Below are 22,670 nucleotides of genomic sequence, written 5' to 3' on the forward strand. Positions count from 1 at the left end.
GTGTGTTTATTTAGGGACGTTGATATGATTACCGAGGAAAAGGGCGTTGAGAAATAATCGGTTGGTTCCATACCAGGATCCCCTGAAATTGGGATTGTCAGCGAACATAACCACTCTGCCGGATCCGATCGGACTTACCATCAGAGAGGCTGATTTTTTCAAATAGGTATCCCTGTTCGTATCGGTAATAAACCCATCGACAAGGGGCTGAGACGTATATTTCGCTACGGTTGAATATTCATTCTTGCTGGGTTTGAGCCATACGGTATTATTCTTATAAACCGGAAGAATTGCTTTGCGATATCCAAAACCAAGAGGATGAGTAAGGTCTAATTCCGTTCGTACGATAATGCCGCCTACACTTTCCTTCCCCAGGTTTTCTCCTGCATCTGCATAGGGTTTACGCACTGCCACAGCGTTAGAATCCTTTTCTTTTGTGATTAGGGCTTCTGTGACCAGCTTTTTGTCGATTGCCCATTTAGAAGCAGTGCCTATAGTGATGAGGGTATTGCCTTTTTCCACCCATTCCTTGATTTTCTCAATTTTTTTATCGTCGAAGGAGTAAGATCCGGAAACCATTACAAGAGTGTTGTATTTATCGAGCTTGGTTCTTTCAAAATTTCTCAATGGAATTTTTGTAATAGGCATATGAACTCGGGTATCCAGTAAATGCCAAATTTCCCCGGCCTCATAAGATCTTACTCCTTCCCCAATCAACATCGCTGCCTTCGGTTGAGTAAGCGGTCTTACAAATCGACTTCCGAGATCAACTCCTGAGAGATTATAACCTGAATTAACCGCATACATAGGAACTTGATAGGTACTTTGAGCCTCGCTTAAAATCTTGAATACCTCACCCGGATCTTTTTTCTGAAGTTTTACTGGAATCAGCAGTGTTCCATAATTAAAAGATTTGTTACCTGCTGCAGTCTTGGAAGTGAATGACCTGAAGGAGGAGGAAACCACCAATCCCTTTGATTGAAGATGATTTAAAACGGCCGGGGCGTTGTAATCGTCCCAATCTATAAGATAGGCATATTCAGAGCGTACCAAAGGTTGAACTTTAACTAGTTCCTCAACCGAACTTAATGGCTCGCCCTGTATTTCTTTACCGGATGCCTGGTAACCGATGTTGTAGAAATTTGCCAGTGACCAGGCCGAGGCGTCGTAGAAAACGCTATCCCTGTATTGGGTATAGGTCTCAAAGACGGTCTGTACCATGCGATACTGAGGTTGTCTCGTAGGGACGAAGTACGACTCATCCCCGTTTTGATAAACGTCTATTTTGTGGAGCAGTAATTTGTCAATAAAGGCTTTTACACGGTTCTGATCGTAATTGTCTCCGAAAGAATAGCCTTTAATGCGGGATCCGGACGCCCTGGAAAGAGCAGATTTAAAGAAGTCCTGCTGATACTTTCTCAGATAGGCCTTGTTTTCTACTGCAGCTCGCACCGTAGTTATACTAGAGGTATACTGATTCCGTATGGTGAATGGAAACGTGATTTCCCCAAAGGCAGTAGTCTGTTTGTGTCCCCTGGAACTAGCCTGTTCAAATAGCAACCCTAAACCGCCCTGTAAATCGGGATAGGAGGATCCATAGCCGGGATAAGTGCCATCGAAGACTTCCTTGGTAAAATAAAGCGAGCCAATACTATCCAGCGCTTTGGCGAAATAAGTTCCAAACATGTTGTTGAGGTCCTCATAGTTCTCTTTAGGCATGATAGGATTGAGGGAACCATTAGCTTTCATCGGTTCAAAAAAGTAAGAACTTTGGGACCCCATTTCGTGAAAATCAGTAACCACATTGGGATACCATTGGTGGTACCAATTTAATTTCCCCCTGCTTTCAGGATTGATCCCCAGGAGCCAGTCGCGATTCAGATCAAACCAATAGTGATTTGTCCGTCCGCCGGGCCAGTATTCGTCATGTTCGGCATCCTGAGGGTCGGCTACAAGGGGCGAGCCCTGATAAGAATTGGCCCATTGGGTATGCCGGTCCCTGCCGTCGGGATTAATGGTGGGATCGATAAAGATGACTGCATTATTCAGGTATTTCATGATTTCTTTTGCTTCAGAGGCCGCGAAGGTATAAGCCGTTAGCAGGGCAGCCTCTGAGCTGGATGGTTCATTTCCATGGACGTTGTAAGCCAGATTGATAAATACAGGTACTTCGTTATAATTGGTTACATTTTTAGAAGGATCTGTGAAAGCGAGATGTCGCTCCTTAAGAACATTTAAGTTTTTGAGGTGCTCCGGCGTGCTTATGGTGAGCATGCTCAAAATTCGACCTTCATGGGTTTTACCGTACTCCGAAAAGCTAACACGCGGAGAAACTTCGGCCAGTTTTTTAAAATAAGCCACGATTAAATCGTGTCGAGTATGACGCTCCCCAATGCCATAGCCTAGGAACTCTTCCGGGGATGGAATATCCTCATTAAAAGGCTCGTACTTCTTAAGAAAATAATCTTGAGAAAAAAGGTTGACAGAAACGCATAGGAGGAGCAGGAGTATTATTTTTTGCATAGTGTAGAAATGATTATGTAGGTTTTAAATATAAGGATAAAACCAGATAAGGCTTCAGGAAATTTCCGATGAATCTGAAGGAGTTAGATCAGCAGGGATTTGTTAGGCCACGGAGGGGAAGGGCTGTGGCTCTATTTCCCTGAATTTCACGATATAGTGGGTACCTTTTTTGGAAGGATCTCTGGTAATTGTTCCCTTTAGCTGACGGGCGAGATTGTGGATCAGTTTAAGGCCAAGGGAGGTACTGTTTTTTACATTTACCGTCTCTGCAAAGCCCGAACCATTGTCACCGATCTCCAGAACATAACTGTGTTCGTCTTCCTGGTTGATTGAAATGTGAATTTCGCCTTCGTGATCGTCTTTGATGCCGTATTTAAGCGAATTCGTAATGGCTTCATTGATCAGCAAGCCCAGGGGGATCGCGGTATCGATTCCCAATTCAATATCCGGGATATCTATATTAAGGGAGACCTTATTGTTCGCTCCTTTCAAGGACTTAATCAGGTACTCACTTAATTCCCTTACATAGGTTTTGTACTGTATTTTCGAAAGATCTTCTCTCATGTACAGCATCTCGTGCACCATCGCCATGGAAATAACCCGGTTCTGACTGCTTTTGAGGATGCTCTTGGTTTTGGCATCGGAGATAGATCGCCCCTGCAGGCTCAGAAGGCTGGATACGGTTTGCAAATTGTTTTTAACCCTGTGGTGGACTTCCTTTAACAAGGTGTCTTTTTCTTCTCCACGTGCTTTCATTTCTCTTTTTGATTTGTAGAGCTTGTGGTGTACAATCATCAGGTCCTTTCCAAAAATCCCTCCCAGCAGATAAATGGTAAAGAGGATGCTAAGCAAGGCAAAAATATCTCTGGAATTTTCGGGGATGTGATTAACAACGTCCCATGACATAAATCTGTTTTGTGCAAAAAGGAGGATGGTAAGGATTGTAATCACAAAGAGATATGTCTTCCCGTAGGACCGAGTGGTGGCATAGCCGGCCAGGACCAATAAGCCCAGGGCAAAGATAAACGGACTCTGGATTCCTCCGCTCATCATAACGATTGCAACAGTGGAAACCAGACTGGTTATGGAAGAAATATTATAAGTAAGGGATTGATTCTTATGTGTTTTATAGGCATAGGTATTGGCAAGGCTAAAGAGGGCGTAGAAAAGGAAAATAAAGGAAAAAGCTGTTTGTATATTCAGGAAAAAATAGCAAATCACAAAAAAGGCCAGACTGAGCACGGATGTGTAATTGGTCGCTTTGATCAGTAGCCTTTCCTTATCCCGGAACCGTTCCTGGTCGATGTAATTTTTTTTCATAACCTCCGAATTTAGCTGATTTTCTGGGGCTTTTAACGCCTTTTCTCCTAAACCTATGATGTAAAGCTACTTATGTTTTATAAGATAATCAATACTAAAACGTGCTAAAGTTAATCCCACAAAGACAAATGGATAAAAAAAAGACAGCCTTTAGACTGTCCTTTTTCTTGATTATATCTTGGATACTAATTCTCTATAAGCACCCACTCACCCTTATCCAGCAAGGGCTCTGCCTGCTTGTACTTGATGGTTTTACTTTCACCGGACATAACATTTTTGATCGTGACCCGGTCATTACGACCAATTTTGGGCCGGTCCCGGACAATGGTCTCTGTTACCTGAGGTCTGCCTTGTTGGGTCTGACCTGCCGCACGATTCTGGGCCGCCAGTTCATCGCTATTTGGTATTTCTTCCTTGGTAGTTTTTAAAGCTTCCTTAGAACGACGAACATTTCTCGCTTCCTGAATTTCTTCTGTATTACCGGATGGCAATTCTCCTTTGAAAAGGAAGGAAACCACATCTTTATTTACCTTCTCTATCATTCCTTTAAAAAGCTCAAAGGCTTCAAATTTATAGATCAACAGTGGATCCTTCTGTTCGTGTACGGCAAGCTGAACAGACTGTTTTAATTCATCCATTTTTCGAAGGTGAGTCTTCCAGGCCTCATCGATGATAGCCAGGGTAATATTCTTCTCAAAATCTGTAATCAACTGTTTACCATTGCTTTCGTACGCATTTTTAAGGTCCGTAACTACATTAAGGGTCTTTATCCCATCGGTAAAAGGAACAACGATTCGTTCGTACTTATTTGCACTGTCCTCATATACTTTTTTGATTACCGGAAATGCAGTTGCTGCGCTGCGTTCCATCTTTTCCCGGTAATGATCATAGACAGCCGTATAAATTTTATTACTGATTTCAAGATAACTGAGCTTACTGAATTCCTCCTCAGCAATAGGGGAGGTAATGGAGAAATACTTGATCAGTTCAAACTCAAAATTCTTATAATCATTAGCCTCTTTATTGAATTCTGAGATAACTTCACAGGTATCATAGATCATGTTGGCAATGTCTACTTTTAAGCGTTCACCCTGAAGAGCGTGTCTTCTGCGTTTGTAAACTACTTCCCGCTGCGCGTTCATCACATCGTCGTATTCCAACAATCTCTTTCTGATACCGAAGTTGTTTTCTTCTACCTTTTTCTGGGCTCGCTCGATCGACTTCGTCATCATGGAGTGCTGAATTACTTCTCCTTCTTCAAGTCCCATCCTGTCCATCATCTTGGCAACCCGATCTGAACCGAATAAACGCATGAGGTTGTCTTCCAATGAAACGTAAAACTGCGAACTTCCGGGGTCTCCCTGTCTTCCCGAACGTCCTCTGAGCTGGCGGTCTACCCTCCTGGAGTCGTGCCGTTCAGTACCGATGATCGCAAGTCCTCCCGCTTTTTTTACCTGGTCAGAGAGTTTGATATCCGTACCCCTACCTGCCATGTTCGTGGCAATGGTCACTACTCCCGGATTTCCGGCTTCAGCAACAATGTCGGCTTCCTTCTTGTGAAGCTTGGCATTAAGAACATTGTGCTGTACTTTCCTGATGTTTAGCATCCGGGACAGAAGTTCTGAGATTTCAACGGAGGTGGTACCAATAAGTACGGGTCTTCCCTGTTTGGAAAGTTCCGTAACCTCGTCTATAATTGCGTTGTACTTTTCTCTTTTGGTCTTATAGATAAGGTCCTGACGGTCATCCCTGGCAATGGGTTTGTTTGTAGGGATTTCCATCACATCCAGTTTGTAGATCTCCCAGAGTTCTCCTGCCTCGGTTACCGCAGTACCGGTCATCCCCGAGAGCTTATTGTACATTCGGAAATAGTTCTGCAAAGTGACGGTGGCAAAGGTCTGCGTCATCGCCTCAATTTTCACATTTTCCTTAGCCTCAATTGCCTGGTGAAGTCCGTCAGAATAACGCCTTCCGTCCATAATCCTCCCTGTCTGCTCATCCACGATCATCACCTTGTTATCAATGACCACGTATTCTACATCCTTTTCAAACAGGGTATAGGCTTTGAGAAGCTGACTCATAGTATGGATACGCTCGCTCTTTACGGCAAAATCCTTGAACAGTTCTTCTTTTAGCTTGGCTTCTTCTTCAATTTCCAGTTCCTGATTCTCAATTTTGGCAATTTCACTGCCAATGTCCGGCATTACAAAGAAATCCTTGGCCTGATCCCCGGAGATGTATTCAATGCCCTGATCTGTTAATTCGATCTGATTGTTTTTTTCGTCAATGACGAATAGGAGATCAGAATCTACAACAGGCATTTCTCTGTTGTTGTCCTGCATGTAAAAGTTCTCGGTTTTCTGCAATAATTGCTTAATCCCTTCTTCACTCAGGTATTTGATGAGCGCTTTGTTCTTGGGAAGTCCACGATGCACTCTTAAAAGTAGAAGGCCTCCTTCCTTGGTATCACCTTCTGCTATTTTTTTCTTTGCCTCAGCCAACACAGATGTGAGATGTTTGCGTTGTTTTTCAACGATATCCGTCACCTTGGGCCTGAGTTCGTTGAATTCGTGCCGATCTCCTTCCGGAACGGGCCCGGAAATGATAAGCGGTGTTCTGGCGTCATCGATCAAAACCGAGTCAACCTCATCCACGATGGCATAATAGTGCGGCCTCTGCACTAGGTCACTAGGCGTATGGGCCATATTATCCCTTAGGTAATCAAAGCCAAATTCATTGTTGGTCCCGTAGGTAACATCTGCGTTGTAGGCAGCTCTACGACCATCAGAATTAGGTTTGTGTTTGTCTATACAGTCAACAGTAAGACCATGAAACTCAAAAATGGGCCCCATCCAGGCACTATCCCTTTTTGCCAGATAATCATTGACTGTTACCAGATGGGTTCCTTTTCCCGGAAGGGCATTGAGGTACAAAGGCAAGGTAGCTACCAGAGTTTTTCCTTCTCCCGTCTGCATTTCCGCAACTTTTCCCTGGTGCAGGGCAATACCACCTATAAGCTGCACATCGTAGTGAACCATATCCCAGGTCACTTCTTTTCCGGCTGCATCCCAGGAATTCTTCCATATGGCTTTATCCCCTTCAAGGCTAACGTAGTCCTTGGTTCCTGAAAGAATGCGATCGTTCTCTGTAGCCGTGACTTCCAGAGTTTCATTTTCTTTGAATCTTGTGGCCGTCTCCTTTACTACGGCAAAAGCTTCGGGAAGCAATTTATCCAGGGTTTCCTGTGTAATTTTATATGCTTCTTCCTCTAATTTGTCGATCTCCGCATAGAGTTCTTCATTCTTATCAATATCAGTGGATTGATCTACTTCTTGCTTGATCTTATCAATCTCAGCTGTAAGGCTTGAGCAGGCTTCAGAAATTATCGCCCTGAATTCGTTTGTTTTGGCGCGGAGGTCATCATTTGACAACGCCTGAAGCTGTGCTCCAAAGGCATTAATATCGTCTACCAGCGGGCGCAATTCTTTCACGTCCCGTTTGGATTTATCCCCGACGAACGCTTTTATAACATTATTTAATAAACTCATGAAATTATCCTTTTCCCCTTCCCTTTCTCAGGCAGTAGTGTGGGCAGGGGTATATTTATCTAAATTCTTTGCCAACCGATATACTGGGTCAAAAGCCATTCCACTTTTGAAAATACCGGATTTTCGTCTTTAAGTATGTCAAAATTACATAAAAAAAAAGCCTCCGAAGAGACTTTTTAACGCTATTTGAATATTCTATTAGTATTCATCTTCATTCCAGAGATAGTCCTCCTCCGTAGGATAATCAGGCCATATCTCTTCAATGCTTTCATAGATTTCTCCCCCTTCTTCTTCCATAGACTGAAGGTTTTCTACTACTTCCAAGGGAGCTCCCGTCCGGATCGCATAATCGATCAATTCGTCTTTAGTGGCCGGCCAGGGCGCGTCGCTCAAATAGGAAGCTAATTCTAAGGTCCAATACATGGTAAAAGTATAATTTGTAATTTTTGCAAAAGTAATTTTTAAACCCAGACTACCAAGTTTTTAGGGCTTTAATTACGAAATTTTTGCAAAAATCCCGGTTTTGCTATTCTCATAACGACGAAATAAGCAAAATATTAGCCTTTTTTTTCAGGTATCCATTTTATTTCTTCTGCCTTTAGTTCATAGGCCAGGGCTCTTGAAAGGACAAATAAGTAATCTGAAAGCCTGTTTATGTAAGATAAGACATCGGGATCAAAGGGTTGATGTTCATTTAAAAGGCAGGCCATACGTTCTGCTCTGCGGCAAACGGTCCTGGCAATATGACAGTATGACACTACCTGATGGCCTCCGGGAAGTATAAAATGGGTCATCGCAGGGAGCGATTCATCCATCCTGTCCATCTCGTCTTCCAGCATCTGGATCTCTTCCTTTCTGATTTTTGGAATGTCGAGTCGTTCTTTCCCGCTTTTCAGCACCGCTTTATCAGGATCGGTGGCCAGGATGGCCCCTATGGTAAAAAGGTCTTTCTGTACCTTCATCAAAGTCTCCTTATGCCTGTTTTTGATATCCTGATCGCGCAAAAGCCCCAACCAGGTATTTAATTCATCTACAGTGCCATAGCTCTCAATGCGAATATGGTGTTTTGGAACACGGGTACCTCCAAACAAGGCAGTTGTTCCCCGGTCTCCTGTTTTTGTATAAATTTTCATAAAGTGATCTTAGGTAGCGTTCCTTAGTCTTTCTTTTTCTTTCGCTCGTATCCCTCCATAAACTTCCTGGATTTGCGATCTTTTGATCTTTTTTTATTGAATACCGAAAGAGCGATATAAATTACGGCCACTAAACCTAAAACATAGAAGATAGTATTATCCATAACCCTTATTTCACTATAAAATTAAGGCATTATATCCTAATGCGGAAATGTTGCTTTTCTTGTTCCCTTCTGAGGAAAAGTATTCCGCCGTAATAGAAATCTATGGAAACAGTCACCCAATCTTTTTTGTATAGTGTCTTCCAGAATTCACTGTTTCTCCTATTGGCATATATGCCTTCGATTAGGATCATACTGCGGTTGTGACAAAGGGGCTTGAGCGATTCAAAATCAACCTTCTCTAACTGATTTTGACGGATGAATACCAGGTCAAAGGGTTCCTTGTTATATCTAAGATCCGGAAACTCTTGCCTGATGCTTTGATAGAATTGCTGTGGCTCAGAGAACAACCCGATAGTATTGTAATTGAAATACGGGATACTTTTACCCAGGATCTCCTGGATTTTCGGTAGCGATGTCGGGCTCTTTTTATAAAGACAACGTGTTAAGTATTCATAAACAAAGGGAGAATGGACTCCGTGGTGGTTGGTGGAACGAATGATAAAAGAAAAATAGGTAAGGATCCGAAACATATGTCCTATTATCATCTTTTTACCGTTGGTGCCTATTGCTCGCTGAGGAGGGAGATTTCATACCAGCGTTCTGTTTTACCCTCAATTTGCTCCTCAACCTGGCTCAGGGATTTTGAAAGGTCTTCGATTTCTTCCGGACTTAAATTTGAATCGAGGAAGGCGTCCTGAAGCTCTTTTTTCTTTGATTCCAATCGCTGAATTTCCCGCTCTAACTGTTTGAATTCCTTTTGCTCCAGATAAGACAGGGAATTCCCGCTTCCCTTTTCTTTCCAGGGTGTTTTCTCCGTCTCCTGATCAGACTTCACTTCCCTGGTTCCATTTCTTTTCTGATGCTCTACACTATCCTCATAAGCCCTGAAATCAGAATAGTTGCCCGGGAAATCTTCAATAACTCCATCTCCCCTGAAAACAAAAAGGTGATCCACGATTTTGTCCATAAAATAACGATCGTGGGAGACTACTACCAGGCAACCGGGATAATCGAGTAGAAAGTCCTCAAGGACATTAAGAGTAACCACATCCAGGTCATTGGTGGGTTCATCGAGAATGAGGAAGTTTGGGTTTTGAATCAGGACCGTACACAAATACAGTCGCTTCCGTTCTCCACCACTGAGCTTCTCTACAAAATCATACTGCTTTTTACGATCAAAGAGGAAACGTTCCAGCAATTGTTGGGCTGAAAGCTGCCTTCCTTTTTTTAAAGGAATGTACTCTCCAAATTCCCTGATCACCTCAATTACTTTCTGTCCGGGCTTCACCGTAATACCCTCCTGTGTGTAATAGCCAAATTTTATGGTTTCCCCGGTTGTAATTTTGCCACCGTCTGCTTGTTCCCTGCCTGTTATCAGGTTGAGAAAGGTGGTCTTACCCGTCCCATTATTTCCAATAATCCCAAGGCGTTCTCCTTTTAAGAAGGAATAGTTGAATTTGTCGAGGATAGGGGTTTGAGGATAGGCTTTTACCACATTGTGAAACTCCAGGATCTTACTGCCAAGGCGTTCCATATTGATCTCCAGTTGCACTATGTGCTCTTTTCTTCTCTGTTGTGCTCTGCTCTTAATCTCGTGAAAGTCGTCAATACGGGATTTAGACTTTGTAGTCCTGGCCTTCGGTTGGCGACGCATCCAATCGAGCTCTTTTTTAAAAAGCTGTTTTGTCTTGTGTAATTCAGATGCGCGTTGCAGTTCGCGGGCCTCTTTTTTTTCAAGGTAGTAACTGTAATTTCCTTTGTATGAATACAGTTGACCCTGATCCAATTCCAAAATTTCATTGCACACCCGCTCCAGAAAATATCGGTCGTGAGTGACCATAAAGAGCGTAATATTTTCTCGTGAAAAATAGCTTTCCAGCCATTCGATCATTTCCAGATCCAGATGGTTGGTAGGTTCATCCAGAATGAGTAAGTCGGGTTTATTTAGCAATGCATTGGCAAGGGCTATTCGCTTTTTTTGCCCCCCGAGAGGGTACCTACTTTAGCATCGAGGTCCTCGAGTTGAAGTTTAAAGAGAATTTGCTTGTATTGGGTTTCAAAATCCCAGGCGTTAAAACGTTCCATCGCTTCGAAGGCCTTCTGATATCGCTTTTCATTTTCGGGATTTTCCAAGGCGTGTTCGTAATTCCTGATAACCTGCAAGACTTCATTATCTGATCGGAATATACATTCTTCAATTGTGATATCGTCATTAAGGTCCGGGTCTTGTTCGAGGTAGGAAATCCTGATGTTATTCCGCAGGGTTACCCTTCCATCATCGGCCTTATCCCTGCCTGCGAGAATATTGAGGATAGAAGTTTTTCCTGTCCCGTTCTGAGCTATAAGGGCTATTTTTTGCTCCTTATTGATTCCGAAAGAAAGATCGGAAAATAGAACCCGTTCCCCATACGATTTTGAAATTCCCTCTACAGATATCAAGTTCATTTTGTCCCAGTTACAATTTTCCTGTTGTGGTAAAGTAAAAATCCATATCGCAGCCCCAGAGTAGCCAGAATTATGGCCAGGATAGGTGAAAAAAGTTGGATTCCCAAAATCCAGATCAATACGGTAATGGCCAGAAAAATTAATAGGCATATCAGGTAGGGAATTCCCCAGTTAGGAAGCCTATCTCCCCGTAAAAGGTAATATAAGGGCACCAGGTTCAGGGGAAAAGCCCAAAACACGTTCAGGTTTAATGCTGTTGCCGTGTGGTCGGTAAAAAACCACAAAAATACAATCAGGCATCCTGTAAGTCCGGTCAGTAGAAATAGAATGATATCCATTACCTTACTGCGGACCTTGTTTCGATAATCGATAAAGGTTATAGTTGCTGTAAAGAGAAATAAAAGACCAAACCAAAACATAGGAGAAGAAGTAAAAAAGCCACCCCTGTTCTGCAATTGATAATCGAGGATAGTCCTCTCTCTTTCCACTAGCGGTTTCTCGTTCAGCAGCGTATTTTCCAGCTGCGCAAAGACGTAATCTGGCAAAAACATGTATTCTTGATAGGCGGCCTCACGGTCAATCACCGCACCCAGGGCGAGATCAATTCCAAAACTCGACCAGGAATTTCGGACTAGTTTTTGCTGAATCAGATCTCTGAAGGTGTAATTCTGATCCTGTAAGTAATTCACATATACGATATCGTTCCCCAGGGCTGCGGATAATACTTCGGGAATCTTTGTGGAACAGTTTTCCAAGAGGAAGTCGTATTTGTAGTCCCTGTTCTGCGGTTTGTAGTTGTTTTCCAGGAAGGAGAAAATCTCATTTTTATCCTGCGCAGATATATCGAGCAGTTGTTCTTTTACCCACCTGTTTTCAAGTTCGTAGGCATAGAGGAAGTTTGCAAACCTTTGCTTGCTCAAAGAATACAACAATTTACCTCTGGCAAACTTGCCGTAGAAATTAGGAGTATTGAAATTGAACGTACCGTAATTATAGATCCAATCGATACCTTTTTCACTATCCTGCACCCTGAAGGCACTATGACCAAAGGAGGAGTATAGCTCTGTTCCGGGGCCACACGTGATCACGCTGATTATTGCTTTTTCAGACAAAGGTTCAGCTTGAGAATACAGTGAGATCCCAACGAAGTAAAATAATAAAAAAATAAAGTGCTTTGGTGTCATTAGGTAAGCGCAGCTTAAGGCAAAGTCGAGTATTACAGCAAATATCTGAATAATTAATGGGACAAAACAGCTTCCTCAAAATTTATACTATTTTTACAGAAAAGTACCTGAGTGAAACGGCATATTCCCAATTTTCTTACGCTTCTAAATGTTTTCGCGGGTTCAGTAGCCGTCATTTTTGCGGCAAAAAACGAATGGGAGACTATGGCTTTTCTGGTCTTGTTGGGCCTGATATTTGATTTCTCAGACGGCCTAGCTGCACGTAAATTAAAGGTCCAAAGTGAGCTGGGATTACAATTGGATTCTCTGGCTGATGTGATCACCTTCGGTCTGGTACCCGGGGTAGTTATGTTTCAATTGCTTAGCCTGAGCCTCGGGGGTGAAGTAGTTTCGGAGCCTGAGACAGGCGAATTTTCGTTTTCGCTGGCGAGCTCTTTACCTTTTTTCGGGTTTGTGATTACGATGTCCTCAGCTTTGCGTCTGGGCCGATTTAATATCGATGAGAATCAGACCACATCCTTTATTGGCCTGCCTACTCCGGCCAATGCCCTGTTGATTGTTTCGTTACCTATGATACTGCTGTTTAACGGCAATGACGCCCTAAATTCTATTATTTTGAATCCCTGGTTTTTGGTAGGGCTCACAGTTGTCAGTTCGGTCTTGCTCAATGCTCAAATCCATTTGTTTTCCCTGAAGTTCAAGAGCCTGGGGTTCAAAGAGAATGCTTTACGTTATGTGTTTATTATCGTGAGTCTGTTCTGTATTGGAACGATGAAATTCCTGGCTGTACCGGCGATTATAGTAATTTACCTGATGAGTTCCTTATTGTTTTTTAAAACGGATTCTTCCTCCGTTGGTAAGGAGGATTAAATTCGAAGTATTTTTGGGGGATTAAGAGAATCAGAATTCAAGTTTCTTCTTGCGAAGTTCAAAATTCTGCCCTAAATAGACTTTTCTCACCATCTCATCTTCGGCCAATAATTCGGGCACGCCCGATTTCAATATGCCGCCTTCAAACATAAGGTAAGACCGCTCTGTGATGGCCAGTGTCTCCTGAACATTGTGATCGGTGATCAGGATACCGATATTCTTGTTTTTCAATTGAGCGACGATTCGCTGTATGTCTTCCACCGCTACGGGATCGACACCGGCGAAAGGTTCATCGAGTAAAATAAACTTGGGGTCTGTAGCCAGGGCCCTCGCAATTTCAGTTCTTCTTCGTTCTCCTCCTGAAAGCAGATCCCCGCGGTTCTTGCGGATATGGCCCAACCCAAATTCTTCAATGAGCTGCTCCATTTTCATGTACTGCTCTTTCTTGCTGAGTTTGGTAAGCTGAAGGACGCTTAAAATGTTCTTTTCGATGCTCAGTTTTCGAAAAACCGAAGCTTCCTGGGCCAGGTATCCTATCCCATTTTGTGCCCTTTTGTACATCGGATACTTCGTGATCTCAGTATCATCGAGAAATATTTTTCCTCCATTGGGTTTGATCAATCCCACTATCATGTAAAAACAGGTCGTCTTTCCGGCTCCGTTGGGACCCAGCAGTCCGACAATCTCACCCTGATTCACTTCAAGGGAAATTCCTTTCACTACTTTTCGGCCGCGGTAGGCCTTCATTATATTTTCTGCTCTGAGCTTCATTTCAAATCAAAACTAAGGTATTCCGAAGGGAGGGGAAAGGAATTAGAATTATTTTAACCTTCCTGGGTTTCCAATAATTCCCAGAATTCATAGGCTCTCCTCAGGTGGGGAATGACAATGGTTCCTCCAACGAGGGTAGCTATCCCCAGGGTCTCCATGACCTCTTCTGTATTCGCCCCTGCTTTCCGGGCACTCTCCAAATGGTATTTTACACAATCATCGCATCGCAATACTGCAGAGGCCACCAGGCCGAGCAATTCTTTGGTCTTTACATCTAGGGCTCCCTCTTTATAGGCATTGGTATCGAGGTTAAAAATCCGCTTGATCAGTTTGTTGTCGGCTCCCAGTAGTTTTTCGTTCATTCTTGAACGATAATCGCGGTATTCTTCAAGTTGATTTGGCATGTTTTTTAGATTTTTTGGCTTCTCGTTTGAGGACGTATCCGGAGATAAAATACTGAGTTGATAGAGGATTAATACAGGCACTGCGACGATAATCTGACTGGCAACATCGGGAGGGGTGATCACAGCCGAAATGATCAATACGATCACCAGGGCTATCTTTCGATACTTTTTCAGGATTTCCGGAGTCACAAGGCCCACTTTTGTGAGGAAAAATATAATAATGGGCAATTCGAAGATTAAACCACAGGCGATCACCGCAGCGCGGACGGTTGAAATATAAGAACTGAGATCGATGTCGTTAAAAACCTCTTCACTTACGGTGTAACTGCCCAGGAAGTTGATCGAAAGCGGGGCAACCACATAGTATCCGAAAAGTACGCCCATAAAAAACAGCAGAGAGGCAACGAAGATAAATCCCCTGGAATTCTTTCTTTCTTTTTCGTAGAGGCCCGGACTAATGAATTTCCACATTTCATAAAGGATATATGGAAAGGCCAGGATAAAACCAGCCCAAATAGAGGTCCAAATATGGGCAGAAAACTGCCCGGCCATAACTCTGCTCTGAACCCGAAACAGGGGTTCAGTGCTGCAAAAAGCCTCGCTGAATCCCAGCATTTTTGACAATTTGCAAAAGACACCGTAAGTAGGGAAATCGGGTTTTTTAGGCCCAAATATAACCGTGTCAAAAATAAAGTCCTTCATAAGGAAGGCCACAATACCTATGATTACGACCGCCAGGGTAGAACGGATCAAATGCCACCGCAGCTCTTCCAAGTGGTCCAGGAAAGACATTTCGTTGGGATCCTTGGTTTTTTCAGCCATTAAAGTATTCCTTCGTTAATTAGGTTGTGCAAGTGAACCACACCCTGGTAAACTCCTTTTTCTGCAACCAGCAGTTGCGAAATGCCATTAGACTGCATTTCGTTTAAGGCTTTAACTGCCAGAACGCCCGGTTCAATTGTTTTGGGATGGGTAGTCATTATGTCTTTGGCCTTAAGACCATTAATGTTCTCGTATTTATTCAGCATTCGCCTGATGTCCCCATCTGTTACCACGCCCACTAGTTTTCCATTTTTGAGAACCGCAGCAACACCCAGCATTTTTTCTGAGATCTCAACGATTACCTCTTTAACGGCAGAATCGGCCTCCACTTTAGGGACCATATTTTTTACGGCTATATCCCCAACTCGCAAATACAACTTTTTACCTAAGGTACCTCCGGGATGAAATTTGGCAAAGTCTTTTGAACTAAAACCCCTAAGTTCCAACAGACAAATAGCAAGGGCATCTCCCATAACCAACTGTGCCGTGGTACTGGTGGTAGGCGCGAGGTTGTTTGGGCAGGCTTCCTTCTCTACATAGGTGTTGAGAACAAAGTCGGATTGTTCAGCCAAAAAGGATTCCGGGTTACCGGTAATGGCGATTAGTTTGTTGCTCCCCGATTTAATCAGGGGTACAAGTAATTTTATTTCTGGAGTGTTGCCACTTTTGGAGATGCATATCACGATATCCTTTTGCTGAATCGTACCCAGATCTCCGTGAATAGCATCAGCTGCGTGCATAAAAATTGCAGGTGTGCCGGTTGAATTCAATGTGGCAACGATCTTTGAGGCGATCAAAGCGCTTTTTCCTATTCCCGTTATAACAACCCTGCCGTCGCCGGTGTAAATAGCATCTATGGCATCCACAAACTGCTGATCGAGAAAAGAGGCCAGGTGCTTAATGGCATCTCCTTCGGTCTGCATTGTTTTTTTCGCCAGTTCCAGAATGCCTTTCCTACGGTTCAATATTTCCTCTGATTAAGGTGATTTGGTATATAGATTTTGTCGTAAAATATAATCGGTTTCTAAAAGAATGTATTATATTTAAGAAAACAAAATTACACAAAGTTATTTACAGGGTATTCTAATACAACCATAAAAATACTACTACAACCCGAAGAACGTTAAAGATTAGAATAAGCTTATTGAAGTGCATGGGAATCTAAATGCCAGTGGGATTAAGTAAACAATTAGGGAATGGTATTGAATGATACGGAGCTGCAGACCTCTCTTAAAAAATATTTCGGATTTTCTTCATTTAAGGGCCTACAGGAACCAGTTATAAAAAATGTTATCGCAGGGAATAATACCTTTGTTATTATGCCCACGGGAGGCGGGAAATCGTTGTGCTATCAACTACCCGCGCTGATTAAAGAGGGAACTGCCATCGTGGTTTCACCTCTGATCGCCTTGATGAAAAATCAGGTAGATGCCCTTAGGGGGATCTCATCAGAAGAAGGAGTGGCACATGTTCTCAACTCCTCCCTGAACAAGTCTGAAGTTAAACAGGTTAAACAAGACATTGTCGATGGGGTCACCAAGTTGCTCTATGTAGCCCCGGAATCCCTGACCAAGGAAGATTATATCGAATTTCTTCAATCCGTAACCCTGTCTTTTGTCGCTATAGACGAGGCACATTGTATTTCGGAATGGGGTCACGATTTCAGACCTGAATACCGAAACCTGAGGTCGATTATAAACCGGCTGGGAGAAAATATACCTATCATAGGTCTCACCGCTACGGCAACTCCCAAGGTACAGGAAGATATCATCAAAAATCTAGACATTCCGGACGCTAAACTTTTTAAAGCTTCCTTTAACCGGCCCAATTTATTCTACGAGGTACGTCCTAAAACCAAAAATGTAGATGCTGATATCATCCGCTTTGTAAAGAAAAACTCCGGAAAATCAGGAATTATCTATTGCCTTAGCAGGAAAAAAGTAGAGGAGCTAGCTCAGGTGCTCCAGGTGAACGGAGTAAGTGCAGTGCCCTATCACGCCGGATTTGACAGCAAGACCCGCTCCAAATACCAGGATATGTTCCTTATGGAAGATGTAGATGTCGTAGTCGCAACTATCGCTTTTGGAATGGGTATTGACAAACCCGACGTTAGATATGTTATCCACCATGATATTCCCAAAAGTATTGAGAGCTATTACCAGGAAACCGGTAGGGCAGGAAGAGATGGAGGGGAAGGACACTGCCTAGCTTTTTATTCTTACAAGGACGTGGAAAAATTAGAAAAATTCATGTCCGGAAAACCTGTAGCAGAACAGGAGATCGGAAACGCTTTGTTGCACGAAATAGTGGCTTACGCCGAAACCTCGATTTCCCGTAGAAAGTTTATTCTACACTATTTTGGGGAGGAGTTTGATGAGGTAGAGGGTGAGGGCGCCGATATGGATGACAATGCCCGTAATCCGAAAGAAAAAGAAGAAGCTGGGCATAATCTGGTAAAATTGATAGAGGCGATTCAGGGAACGAATGAAAAATTCAAATCCAAGGAGATTGTAAAAACACTGATCGGTACCACCAATGCCCTCATTGCATCACATAAGATTGAGGGAAAGGATATATTTGGAAGCGGGTCAGACCAACCAGAGGAATACTGGATGGCATTGATCCGACAAGCTTTGGTAGCCGGCTTGCTAAAAAAGGAAATTGAACAATACGGAATCCTGCGTGTTACAGCTGCAGGTGAAGAGTTCCTGAAAAATCCCGTTTCATTCATGATGACCAAAGATCATGTATACAATGAAGAGATGGATAACGCTATCGTAAGTGCAGCTAAAAATTCGGCCGGGGTGGCAGACGAACGCCTCCTTAGATTATTGAAGGATCTTAGGAAGAAAGAAGCTCATAAATTAGACGTGCCGCCATTTGTGGTTTTCCAAGACCCTTCCCTAGAGGACATGGCCTTGAAATATCCTATTTCAATGGAAGAAATGATCACCATTCACGGGGTAGGGGAAGGTAAGGCACGTAAATACGGCCGCCCGTTTCTCAAAATGATAGCAGACTATGTAGATGAAAACGATATTATTAGGCCCGATGACCTTGTCGTTAAGAGTACAGGGGCAAATTCCGGTCTTAAATTGTATATCATACAGAATGTAGATCGAAAATTACCCCTGGATGACATCGCTGCTGCCAAGGGTCTGGAGATTCCAGAATTGGTCAAGGAAATGGAGCAAATTGTTTTTAGTGGAACGAAACTTAATTTAGCGTACTGGATAGACGAAATTCTCGATGAGGATCAGCAAGAGGAGATCCACGAGTATTTTCTGGATGCCGAGACGGACGATATAGAGGAGGCCTTAAAAGAGTTTAATGGGGATTACGAAGATGAAGAGCTAAGGCTCTATCGCCTTAAGTTCATGAGCGAGGTAGCCAATTGATCACCTCTTAAATTATAAAAAAAACCCCGGGAACTTCCCGGGGTTTTTTTGTTTAAAAATCATTGAATTCTCCAGCTGAGATAAAGGCGATGATTGCACCAAAATAAAGGATGAAGAAAAGGAGATAACATATCGATAATGCCAGACCAACATAGGACAGAACTCTCCCTGTTTTGACATTTTCGTATCCCGTATACATTCCGGGGTTTTCGTTGTAGAGTCGTTCTGCCTTTCCGGCACTGTTAAGACCTAAAATGGTGAAAATAATTCCAAAAGGTCCACAGCAAAGTAAGGTGAGAACAACCGAGAGAATTCCCATGGTTAGGGCGTTGCTGGCCCCCGGCAGTGATTGTTGATTCATATTTGTTTATTTGTTGGTTATTCTTCGACACCAAATTGCTCCATGATTTCCTGCGATTGTCTCATGGCTTCTTCCCATCCGCCCATCGCATAGATGCTATAGATCATATACAAAAGGAATAGAATACCGAGTACCAGACCTATTATGACTAGTATTTTGGCCGTTTTAAGCTGACTGTGGTTAGAATAGAGTTCTGGATTTTCCAGAAAAGTCTTTTCATCTTTCTTAACCAGAAAGAGACCTATTCCCGACATGATAATAGCGGGAATACCGTAGAAACAGCAACAGAGATAAGATAAAATTGCCAGGACAATGGCTATGGTTACATTAGGTAGTTTTTGTTGTTCCATAAAGAGTTAGTGGTTATATTAATTTAATAAGAAAATTTATAAGGATCAGCAGTACACTTGTAATCATCAGAGTAATACTGATTTTATTGGCAAATTTTATTTTAAAAAATTGATCGAGCACAAGAAAACCAAATAAGCCGAGGATGGGATATATGGCAGGGTACATTTTAAAGGCAGCGAGAAAATCGCCCTGAATCAAAAACAATACAGATCGCTGTATACCGCAGCCCGGGCAGTCAATGCCCAATACTTGTTTACTTAGACACGGAAGCATCAGGTCTTTGGCAGCAAATAAAATCAGAACCAGGTTCACCGGAAAAGTTTAAGATTCTCAGTCCGAAAAATACTATTATTTTTAAGCAATGAAAATAAAATCTGAGTTTTATTTTCGGGGTAAAATGGCGAAAATCAAAGAAGGAGACCGGATACAAGTGCTCGATGATTCCATCGAAGGCACCGCCGTGCGTATTGATGGCGATACCGTCACGGTGCTAACCGAAGAGGGGTTTGAACTTGATTTTAGTCTTAGGGAGGTACTGGTGGTAACAGATCATCACCAAATCGACGTCAGCTCAGATGAAGTGAGGGAAGCTAAAAAGGAAAAGGAGATACCCGGTAAACGAAAAAAAAAGGCTGTAAAGCCCAAAGAGCGCAATGCTCCCAAAATGGAGGTCGACCTGCACATCCACCAATTGGTGCCCAGCACGAAGGGGATGAGCAACTACGACATGCTCACCATACAAATGGAAACGGCAAAGCGACAACTCAATTTCGCCATTAATAAACGAATAAGGAAGGTGGTTTTTATCCATGGCGTAGGCGAAGGTGTATTGAAAGAGGAGCTGTATTATCTCTTCCGAAGACATTCGAATATCACCTATTACGATGCAGACTACCAGAAATACGGCCTCGGGGCAACCGAAGTCTATATCCATCAAAACGTAACGGAATAGGGCTTAATCCTGAGTAGTCACTACCCCAAAGTCGTTTATACTGGTGTCCGTAATCCGCTCGCCCTGACTATTGAGCAAACTGACATCGCGCAGCAAAATGGTATGTTCATAGAGCGTGGTATCACTGGCATTTTGCACGGTATTGATCAGTACTTCACCACTTATAGCCTCTATTTCTTCAATAACCGTCGGGTCTGTTGCAGGGATCTCGTCACAAAAATAACCCTGACTTACAGTTCCGCTAAATACCCGATAAAGAAGGGAGCTTTGTCCCGGGAGGGTACTTACTATAGTATCGGAGGATGCTTCGTTGGCGAGGATACCGTTTTGAAGATCGAGGATCAGGGCTTCGTCTCCATTGATCTTAAAAAAAACAGTAGTTGCCGTAGTAATAGTTGATTCGCAGGTTTGGATGGAAACATCATCAAAATCTATGGTTTCAATTTGTAGGTCACCATCGTTGCAATTCCACAGTAGTATAGCGATAAGGAATGGAAGGATTCTTTGCATGTGACAAATTTAAGGCAATATAGAAGTAATTTCCTATTGGAATGTCTGCGCTTATCAAAGAATTTATTTTATTTTCCTGTATTTTTGAAGTTGTTCAAATGAAGATTGAATATGAAACACGTCTATCTAGATAATGCTGCCACCACGAGGGTGAGGGATGAGGTAATTGAAAAAATGCATTCAGCTCTGGCCAATTGCTATGGGAACCCTTCATCAACGCACGGTTTTGGAAGAACAGCAAAAACAGCTATAGAAACTGCTCGTAAGAGCATTGCCAAATACCTCAATGCACATCCTTCGGAGATCATTTTTACTTCAGGGGGAACTGAGGCCGACAACATGATCTTGAGATGTGCGGTTCGCGATCTAGGGGTAGACACCATCATCACCTCCCGAATTGAACATCACGCAGTTTTACATACTGTTGAAGAACTGGAAGTTGAGTGTGGGGTTAAAATCTGCTATGTAAGATTACAGGCTAATGGTAATCCCGATATGGATCATCTCAAAGAATTGCTGGAGCAGGAAAAGGGAAAGTTGCTTGTTAGCTTAATGCATATCAACAATGAAATTGGGAATAAAATCGATATACAGGCTATCAGCGAACTGTGTAAGGATCACAATGCTCTCCTGCATTCCGATACGGTACAGTCTATTGGTCATTATACCTGGGATGTTCAAAAAACTCCTATCGACTTTATGACGGCGGCGGCTCATAAGTTTCACGGCCCAAAGGGGGTGGGGTTTGCCTATATCCGAAAAAATTCTGGCCTTAAACCAATGATCGTCGGTGGGGCGCAGGAACGCGGTTTTCGGGCAGGTACAGAACCATTTCACAATATTGTAGGTTTGGAAGAAGCCTTTTTATTGGCCTATGACAATCTGGAAAAAGAGCAGGAATACGTTTCCTCCTTAAAGAAATATTTTATTCAATCTGTAAAAAAAGCCTTTCCCAAAGCCGAGTTCAACGGATTGTCAGGTGAGATGGAGCAAAGCACCTATACCCTTGTCAATGTGCGCTTGCCCATATCTCAGGAGAAAGCACTGATGTTGTTATTTCATTTGGATATCAAAGGGATCGCCTGTTCAAAGGGAAGTGCTTGCCAGTCTGGAAGTGACGCCGGTTCTCATGTGCTTACTCAGCTCCTTACCCCTGAGGAATTAAAAAGCCCATCGCTGAGATTTTCATTCTCCATTTACAACACGCGGGAAGAAGTAGATTATACCATTGAAGTGCTCAGGGAATTCAGTAAAGACGAGAAGGCACCAATGATTACTTAGCGCTCTTTGTCGTAGGGAAATTTTCTCGTCGCCTTTTTCATCATAGACTCAATAAGATCGGTGGTGTTTCTACCCGATTTCTTATTGATTTCTTTCTCGTACTTCCACAACAATTTACCGGTGTTTCCATCACTAACTTTTATTCCTATTCTGCCGTAATTAGCGTCGCCAAGTATATAGTCAATAAAACTAAAGTCACGGGAAACTCCTTCGGAAAGAAGAATATTCAAATCCAAATTTCCACTGACAATACCATCTACCCCTAAAATTTCACTCAATTGTTTTATAGTGTAGGTATCAATATTGGCATATGTGACATTGCTCTGGGCCAGGATAGCATTGGTGTTTTTAGTGTTTTGAAAATCGACGGAGAATTTTTTTCTGCGTTTACCGCGTCCAAAATACGTTTCAAGGGCATCCTGTACGGCATATCCTTCCCGTTCTTCCAGACGGATTAAATCAGTTTCATTGACATCTTTCTTTAGATCGAGGTTGGTAAAAAAAGGAATAATAGCCAATACCTTGTGGTTTTCACTTAAAGCTTCGAATTTTTCACTCTGGTAGATGTTTTTCTGCCCATAAGAGAAAAACAAATGAAGAAGAAAAATTGATGTTAGAATCCGTCTCATATAT

General features: G+C 42.7%; 20 protein-coding genes and 2 pseudogenes. 4 read left to right on the forward strand and 18 right to left on the reverse strand.

Annotation, left to right across the window (positions count from 1 at the left end; genetic code table 11):
* Positions 1-6 precede the first annotated feature (6 nt).
* The 9 genes and pseudogenes from EQY75_RS03545 to EQY75_RS03580 all read right to left on the reverse strand — a co-directional run bounded on the left by EQY75_RS03545 (position 7) and on the right by EQY75_RS03580 (position 12,245).
* Entirely contained in the window at positions 7-2,523 is a 2,517-nt protein-coding gene (locus EQY75_RS03545) for a M14 metallopeptidase family protein (protein WP_129602936.1), read from the reverse strand.
* Between the two features lie 102 nt (positions 2,524-2,625).
* Positions 2,626-3,843, reverse strand: coding sequence for a sensor histidine kinase (locus tag EQY75_RS03550; RefSeq protein ID WP_129602938.1), 1,218 nt, complete (start codon positions 3,841-3,843; stop codon positions 2,626-2,628).
* Positions 3,844-4,028: 185 nt separating this feature from the next.
* Positions 4,029-7,391 carry a preprotein translocase subunit SecA gene (gene secA, locus EQY75_RS03555; protein ID WP_129602940.1) on the reverse strand — a complete coding sequence of 1,121 codons (3,363 nt, stop codon included), beginning with the start codon at positions 7,389-7,391 and terminating at the stop codon, positions 4,029-4,031.
* A 198-nt stretch (positions 7,392-7,589) separates the two neighbouring features.
* Complete coding sequence (locus tag EQY75_RS03560) at positions 7,590-7,814, reverse strand: DUF2795 domain-containing protein (RefSeq protein ID WP_013551418.1); 225 nt, start codon at positions 7,812-7,814, stop codon at positions 7,590-7,592.
* 134 nt (positions 7,815-7,948) lie between these two features.
* Positions 7,949-8,524 carry a cob(I)yrinic acid a,c-diamide adenosyltransferase gene (locus EQY75_RS03565; protein ID WP_129602942.1) on the reverse strand — a complete coding sequence of 192 codons (576 nt, stop codon included), beginning with the start codon at positions 8,522-8,524 and terminating at the stop codon, positions 7,949-7,951.
* 23 nt (positions 8,525-8,547) lie between these two features.
* Positions 8,548-8,688, reverse strand: a complete 141-nt coding sequence (locus tag EQY75_RS13960) for a hypothetical protein (RefSeq protein ID WP_165200506.1) — start codon at positions 8,686-8,688, stop codon at positions 8,548-8,550.
* Between the two features lie 29 nt (positions 8,689-8,717).
* Complete coding sequence (locus EQY75_RS03570; protein ID WP_129602944.1) at positions 8,718-9,233, reverse strand: hypothetical protein; 516 nt, start codon at positions 9,231-9,233, stop codon at positions 8,718-8,720.
* A 17-nt stretch (positions 9,234-9,250) separates the two neighbouring features.
* Positions 9,251-11,133 (reverse strand): annotated as a pseudogene (locus tag EQY75_RS03575) (ABC-F family ATP-binding cassette domain-containing protein).
* Complete coding sequence (locus EQY75_RS03580; protein ID WP_246019979.1) at positions 11,130-12,245, reverse strand: lipoprotein N-acyltransferase Lnb domain-containing protein; 1,116 nt, start codon at positions 12,243-12,245, stop codon at positions 11,130-11,132. Before EQY75_RS03580 ends, EQY75_RS03575 begins: the two are co-directional and overlap by 4 nt.
* Before the next feature lie 183 nt (positions 12,246-12,428).
* Between EQY75_RS03580 and EQY75_RS03585 the strand changes: the two genes are divergently transcribed.
* Complete coding sequence (locus tag EQY75_RS03585; RefSeq protein WP_129602948.1) at positions 12,429-13,187, forward strand: CDP-alcohol phosphatidyltransferase family protein; 759 nt, start codon at positions 12,429-12,431, stop codon at positions 13,185-13,187.
* A 30-nt stretch (positions 13,188-13,217) separates the two neighbouring features.
* Here the strand turns inward: EQY75_RS03585 and lptB are convergent, their stop codons facing one another.
* The 4 genes and pseudogenes from lptB to EQY75_RS03605 form a co-directional block, all read right to left on the reverse strand.
* Entirely contained in the window at positions 13,218-13,958 is a 741-nt protein-coding gene (gene lptB, locus EQY75_RS03590; protein ID WP_129602950.1) for an LPS export ABC transporter ATP-binding protein, read from the reverse strand.
* Between the two features lie 53 nt (positions 13,959-14,011).
* A complete protein-coding gene (locus EQY75_RS03595) occupies positions 14,012-14,362 on the reverse strand; it encodes a carboxymuconolactone decarboxylase family protein (RefSeq protein ID WP_129602952.1) in 351 nt (116 codons plus the stop codon).
* A pseudogene (tatC, locus tag EQY75_RS03600) lies at positions 14,346-15,184 on the reverse strand (twin-arginine translocase subunit TatC). Before tatC ends, EQY75_RS03595 begins: the two are co-directional and overlap by 17 nt.
* Positions 15,184-16,149, reverse strand: coding sequence for a KpsF/GutQ family sugar-phosphate isomerase (locus EQY75_RS03605; RefSeq protein ID WP_129602954.1), 966 nt, complete (start codon positions 16,147-16,149; stop codon positions 15,184-15,186). The pseudogene tatC and the gene EQY75_RS03605 overlap by 1 nt, the downstream one beginning before the upstream one ends.
* A 231-nt stretch (positions 16,150-16,380) precedes the next feature.
* On the opposite strand from EQY75_RS03605, the gene EQY75_RS03610 reads away from it, so the two are divergent.
* A complete protein-coding gene (locus tag EQY75_RS03610) occupies positions 16,381-18,582 on the forward strand; it encodes a RecQ family ATP-dependent DNA helicase (protein WP_129602956.1) in 2,202 nt (733 codons plus the stop codon).
* Positions 18,583-18,634: 52 nt separating this feature from the next.
* Here the strand turns inward: EQY75_RS03610 and EQY75_RS03615 are convergent, their stop codons facing one another.
* From EQY75_RS03615 to EQY75_RS03625, 3 genes are read right to left on the reverse strand one after another with little or no spacing between them, the layout of a single operon-like run.
* On the reverse strand, positions 18,635-18,943 hold the full coding sequence (locus EQY75_RS03615) for a CCC motif membrane protein (protein WP_129602958.1): 309 nt from the start codon (positions 18,941-18,943) through the stop codon (positions 18,635-18,637).
* 17 nt (positions 18,944-18,960) lie between these two features.
* The gene (locus tag EQY75_RS03620) at positions 18,961-19,293 is read right to left on the reverse strand and encodes a CCC motif membrane protein (protein ID WP_129602960.1); all 333 of its coding nucleotides are present in this window, start codon (positions 19,291-19,293) and stop codon (positions 18,961-18,963) included.
* A 13-nt stretch (positions 19,294-19,306) separates the two neighbouring features.
* Positions 19,307-19,567, reverse strand: a complete 261-nt coding sequence (locus EQY75_RS03625; protein ID WP_129606922.1) for a DUF2752 domain-containing protein — start codon at positions 19,565-19,567, stop codon at positions 19,307-19,309.
* Positions 19,568-19,655: 88 nt separating this feature from the next.
* On the opposite strand from EQY75_RS03625, the gene EQY75_RS03630 reads away from it, so the two are divergent.
* Positions 19,656-20,246: a Smr/MutS family protein gene (locus tag EQY75_RS03630; protein WP_246019981.1), complete on the forward strand. Its 591-nt coding sequence runs from the start codon at positions 19,656-19,658 to the stop codon at positions 20,244-20,246.
* 3 nt (positions 20,247-20,249) lie between these two features.
* On the opposite strand, the gene EQY75_RS03635 is transcribed toward EQY75_RS03630, so the two are convergent.
* Positions 20,250-20,756, reverse strand: a complete 507-nt coding sequence (locus EQY75_RS03635) for a hypothetical protein (RefSeq protein WP_129602962.1) — start codon at positions 20,754-20,756, stop codon at positions 20,250-20,252.
* Positions 20,757-20,867: 111 nt separating this feature from the next.
* On the opposite strand from EQY75_RS03635, the gene EQY75_RS03640 reads away from it, so the two are divergent.
* Positions 20,868-22,037 (forward strand): cysteine desulfurase family protein, encoded by a 1,170-nt coding sequence (locus EQY75_RS03640; RefSeq protein WP_129602964.1) that lies wholly within the window; start codon positions 20,868-20,870, stop codon positions 22,035-22,037.
* Here the strand turns inward: EQY75_RS03640 and EQY75_RS03645 are convergent.
* The gene (locus tag EQY75_RS03645; protein ID WP_129602966.1) at positions 22,034-22,666 is read right to left on the reverse strand and encodes a hypothetical protein; all 633 of its coding nucleotides are present in this window, start codon (positions 22,664-22,666) and stop codon (positions 22,034-22,036) included. The genes EQY75_RS03640 and EQY75_RS03645 overlap by 4 nt on opposite strands.
* Between the last annotated feature and the right edge of the window lie 4 nt (positions 22,667-22,670).

This window comes from Muriicola soli, assembly GCF_004139715.1.
Taxonomy (GTDB): Bacteria; Bacteroidota; Bacteroidia; order Flavobacteriales; family Flavobacteriaceae; genus Muriicola; species Muriicola soli.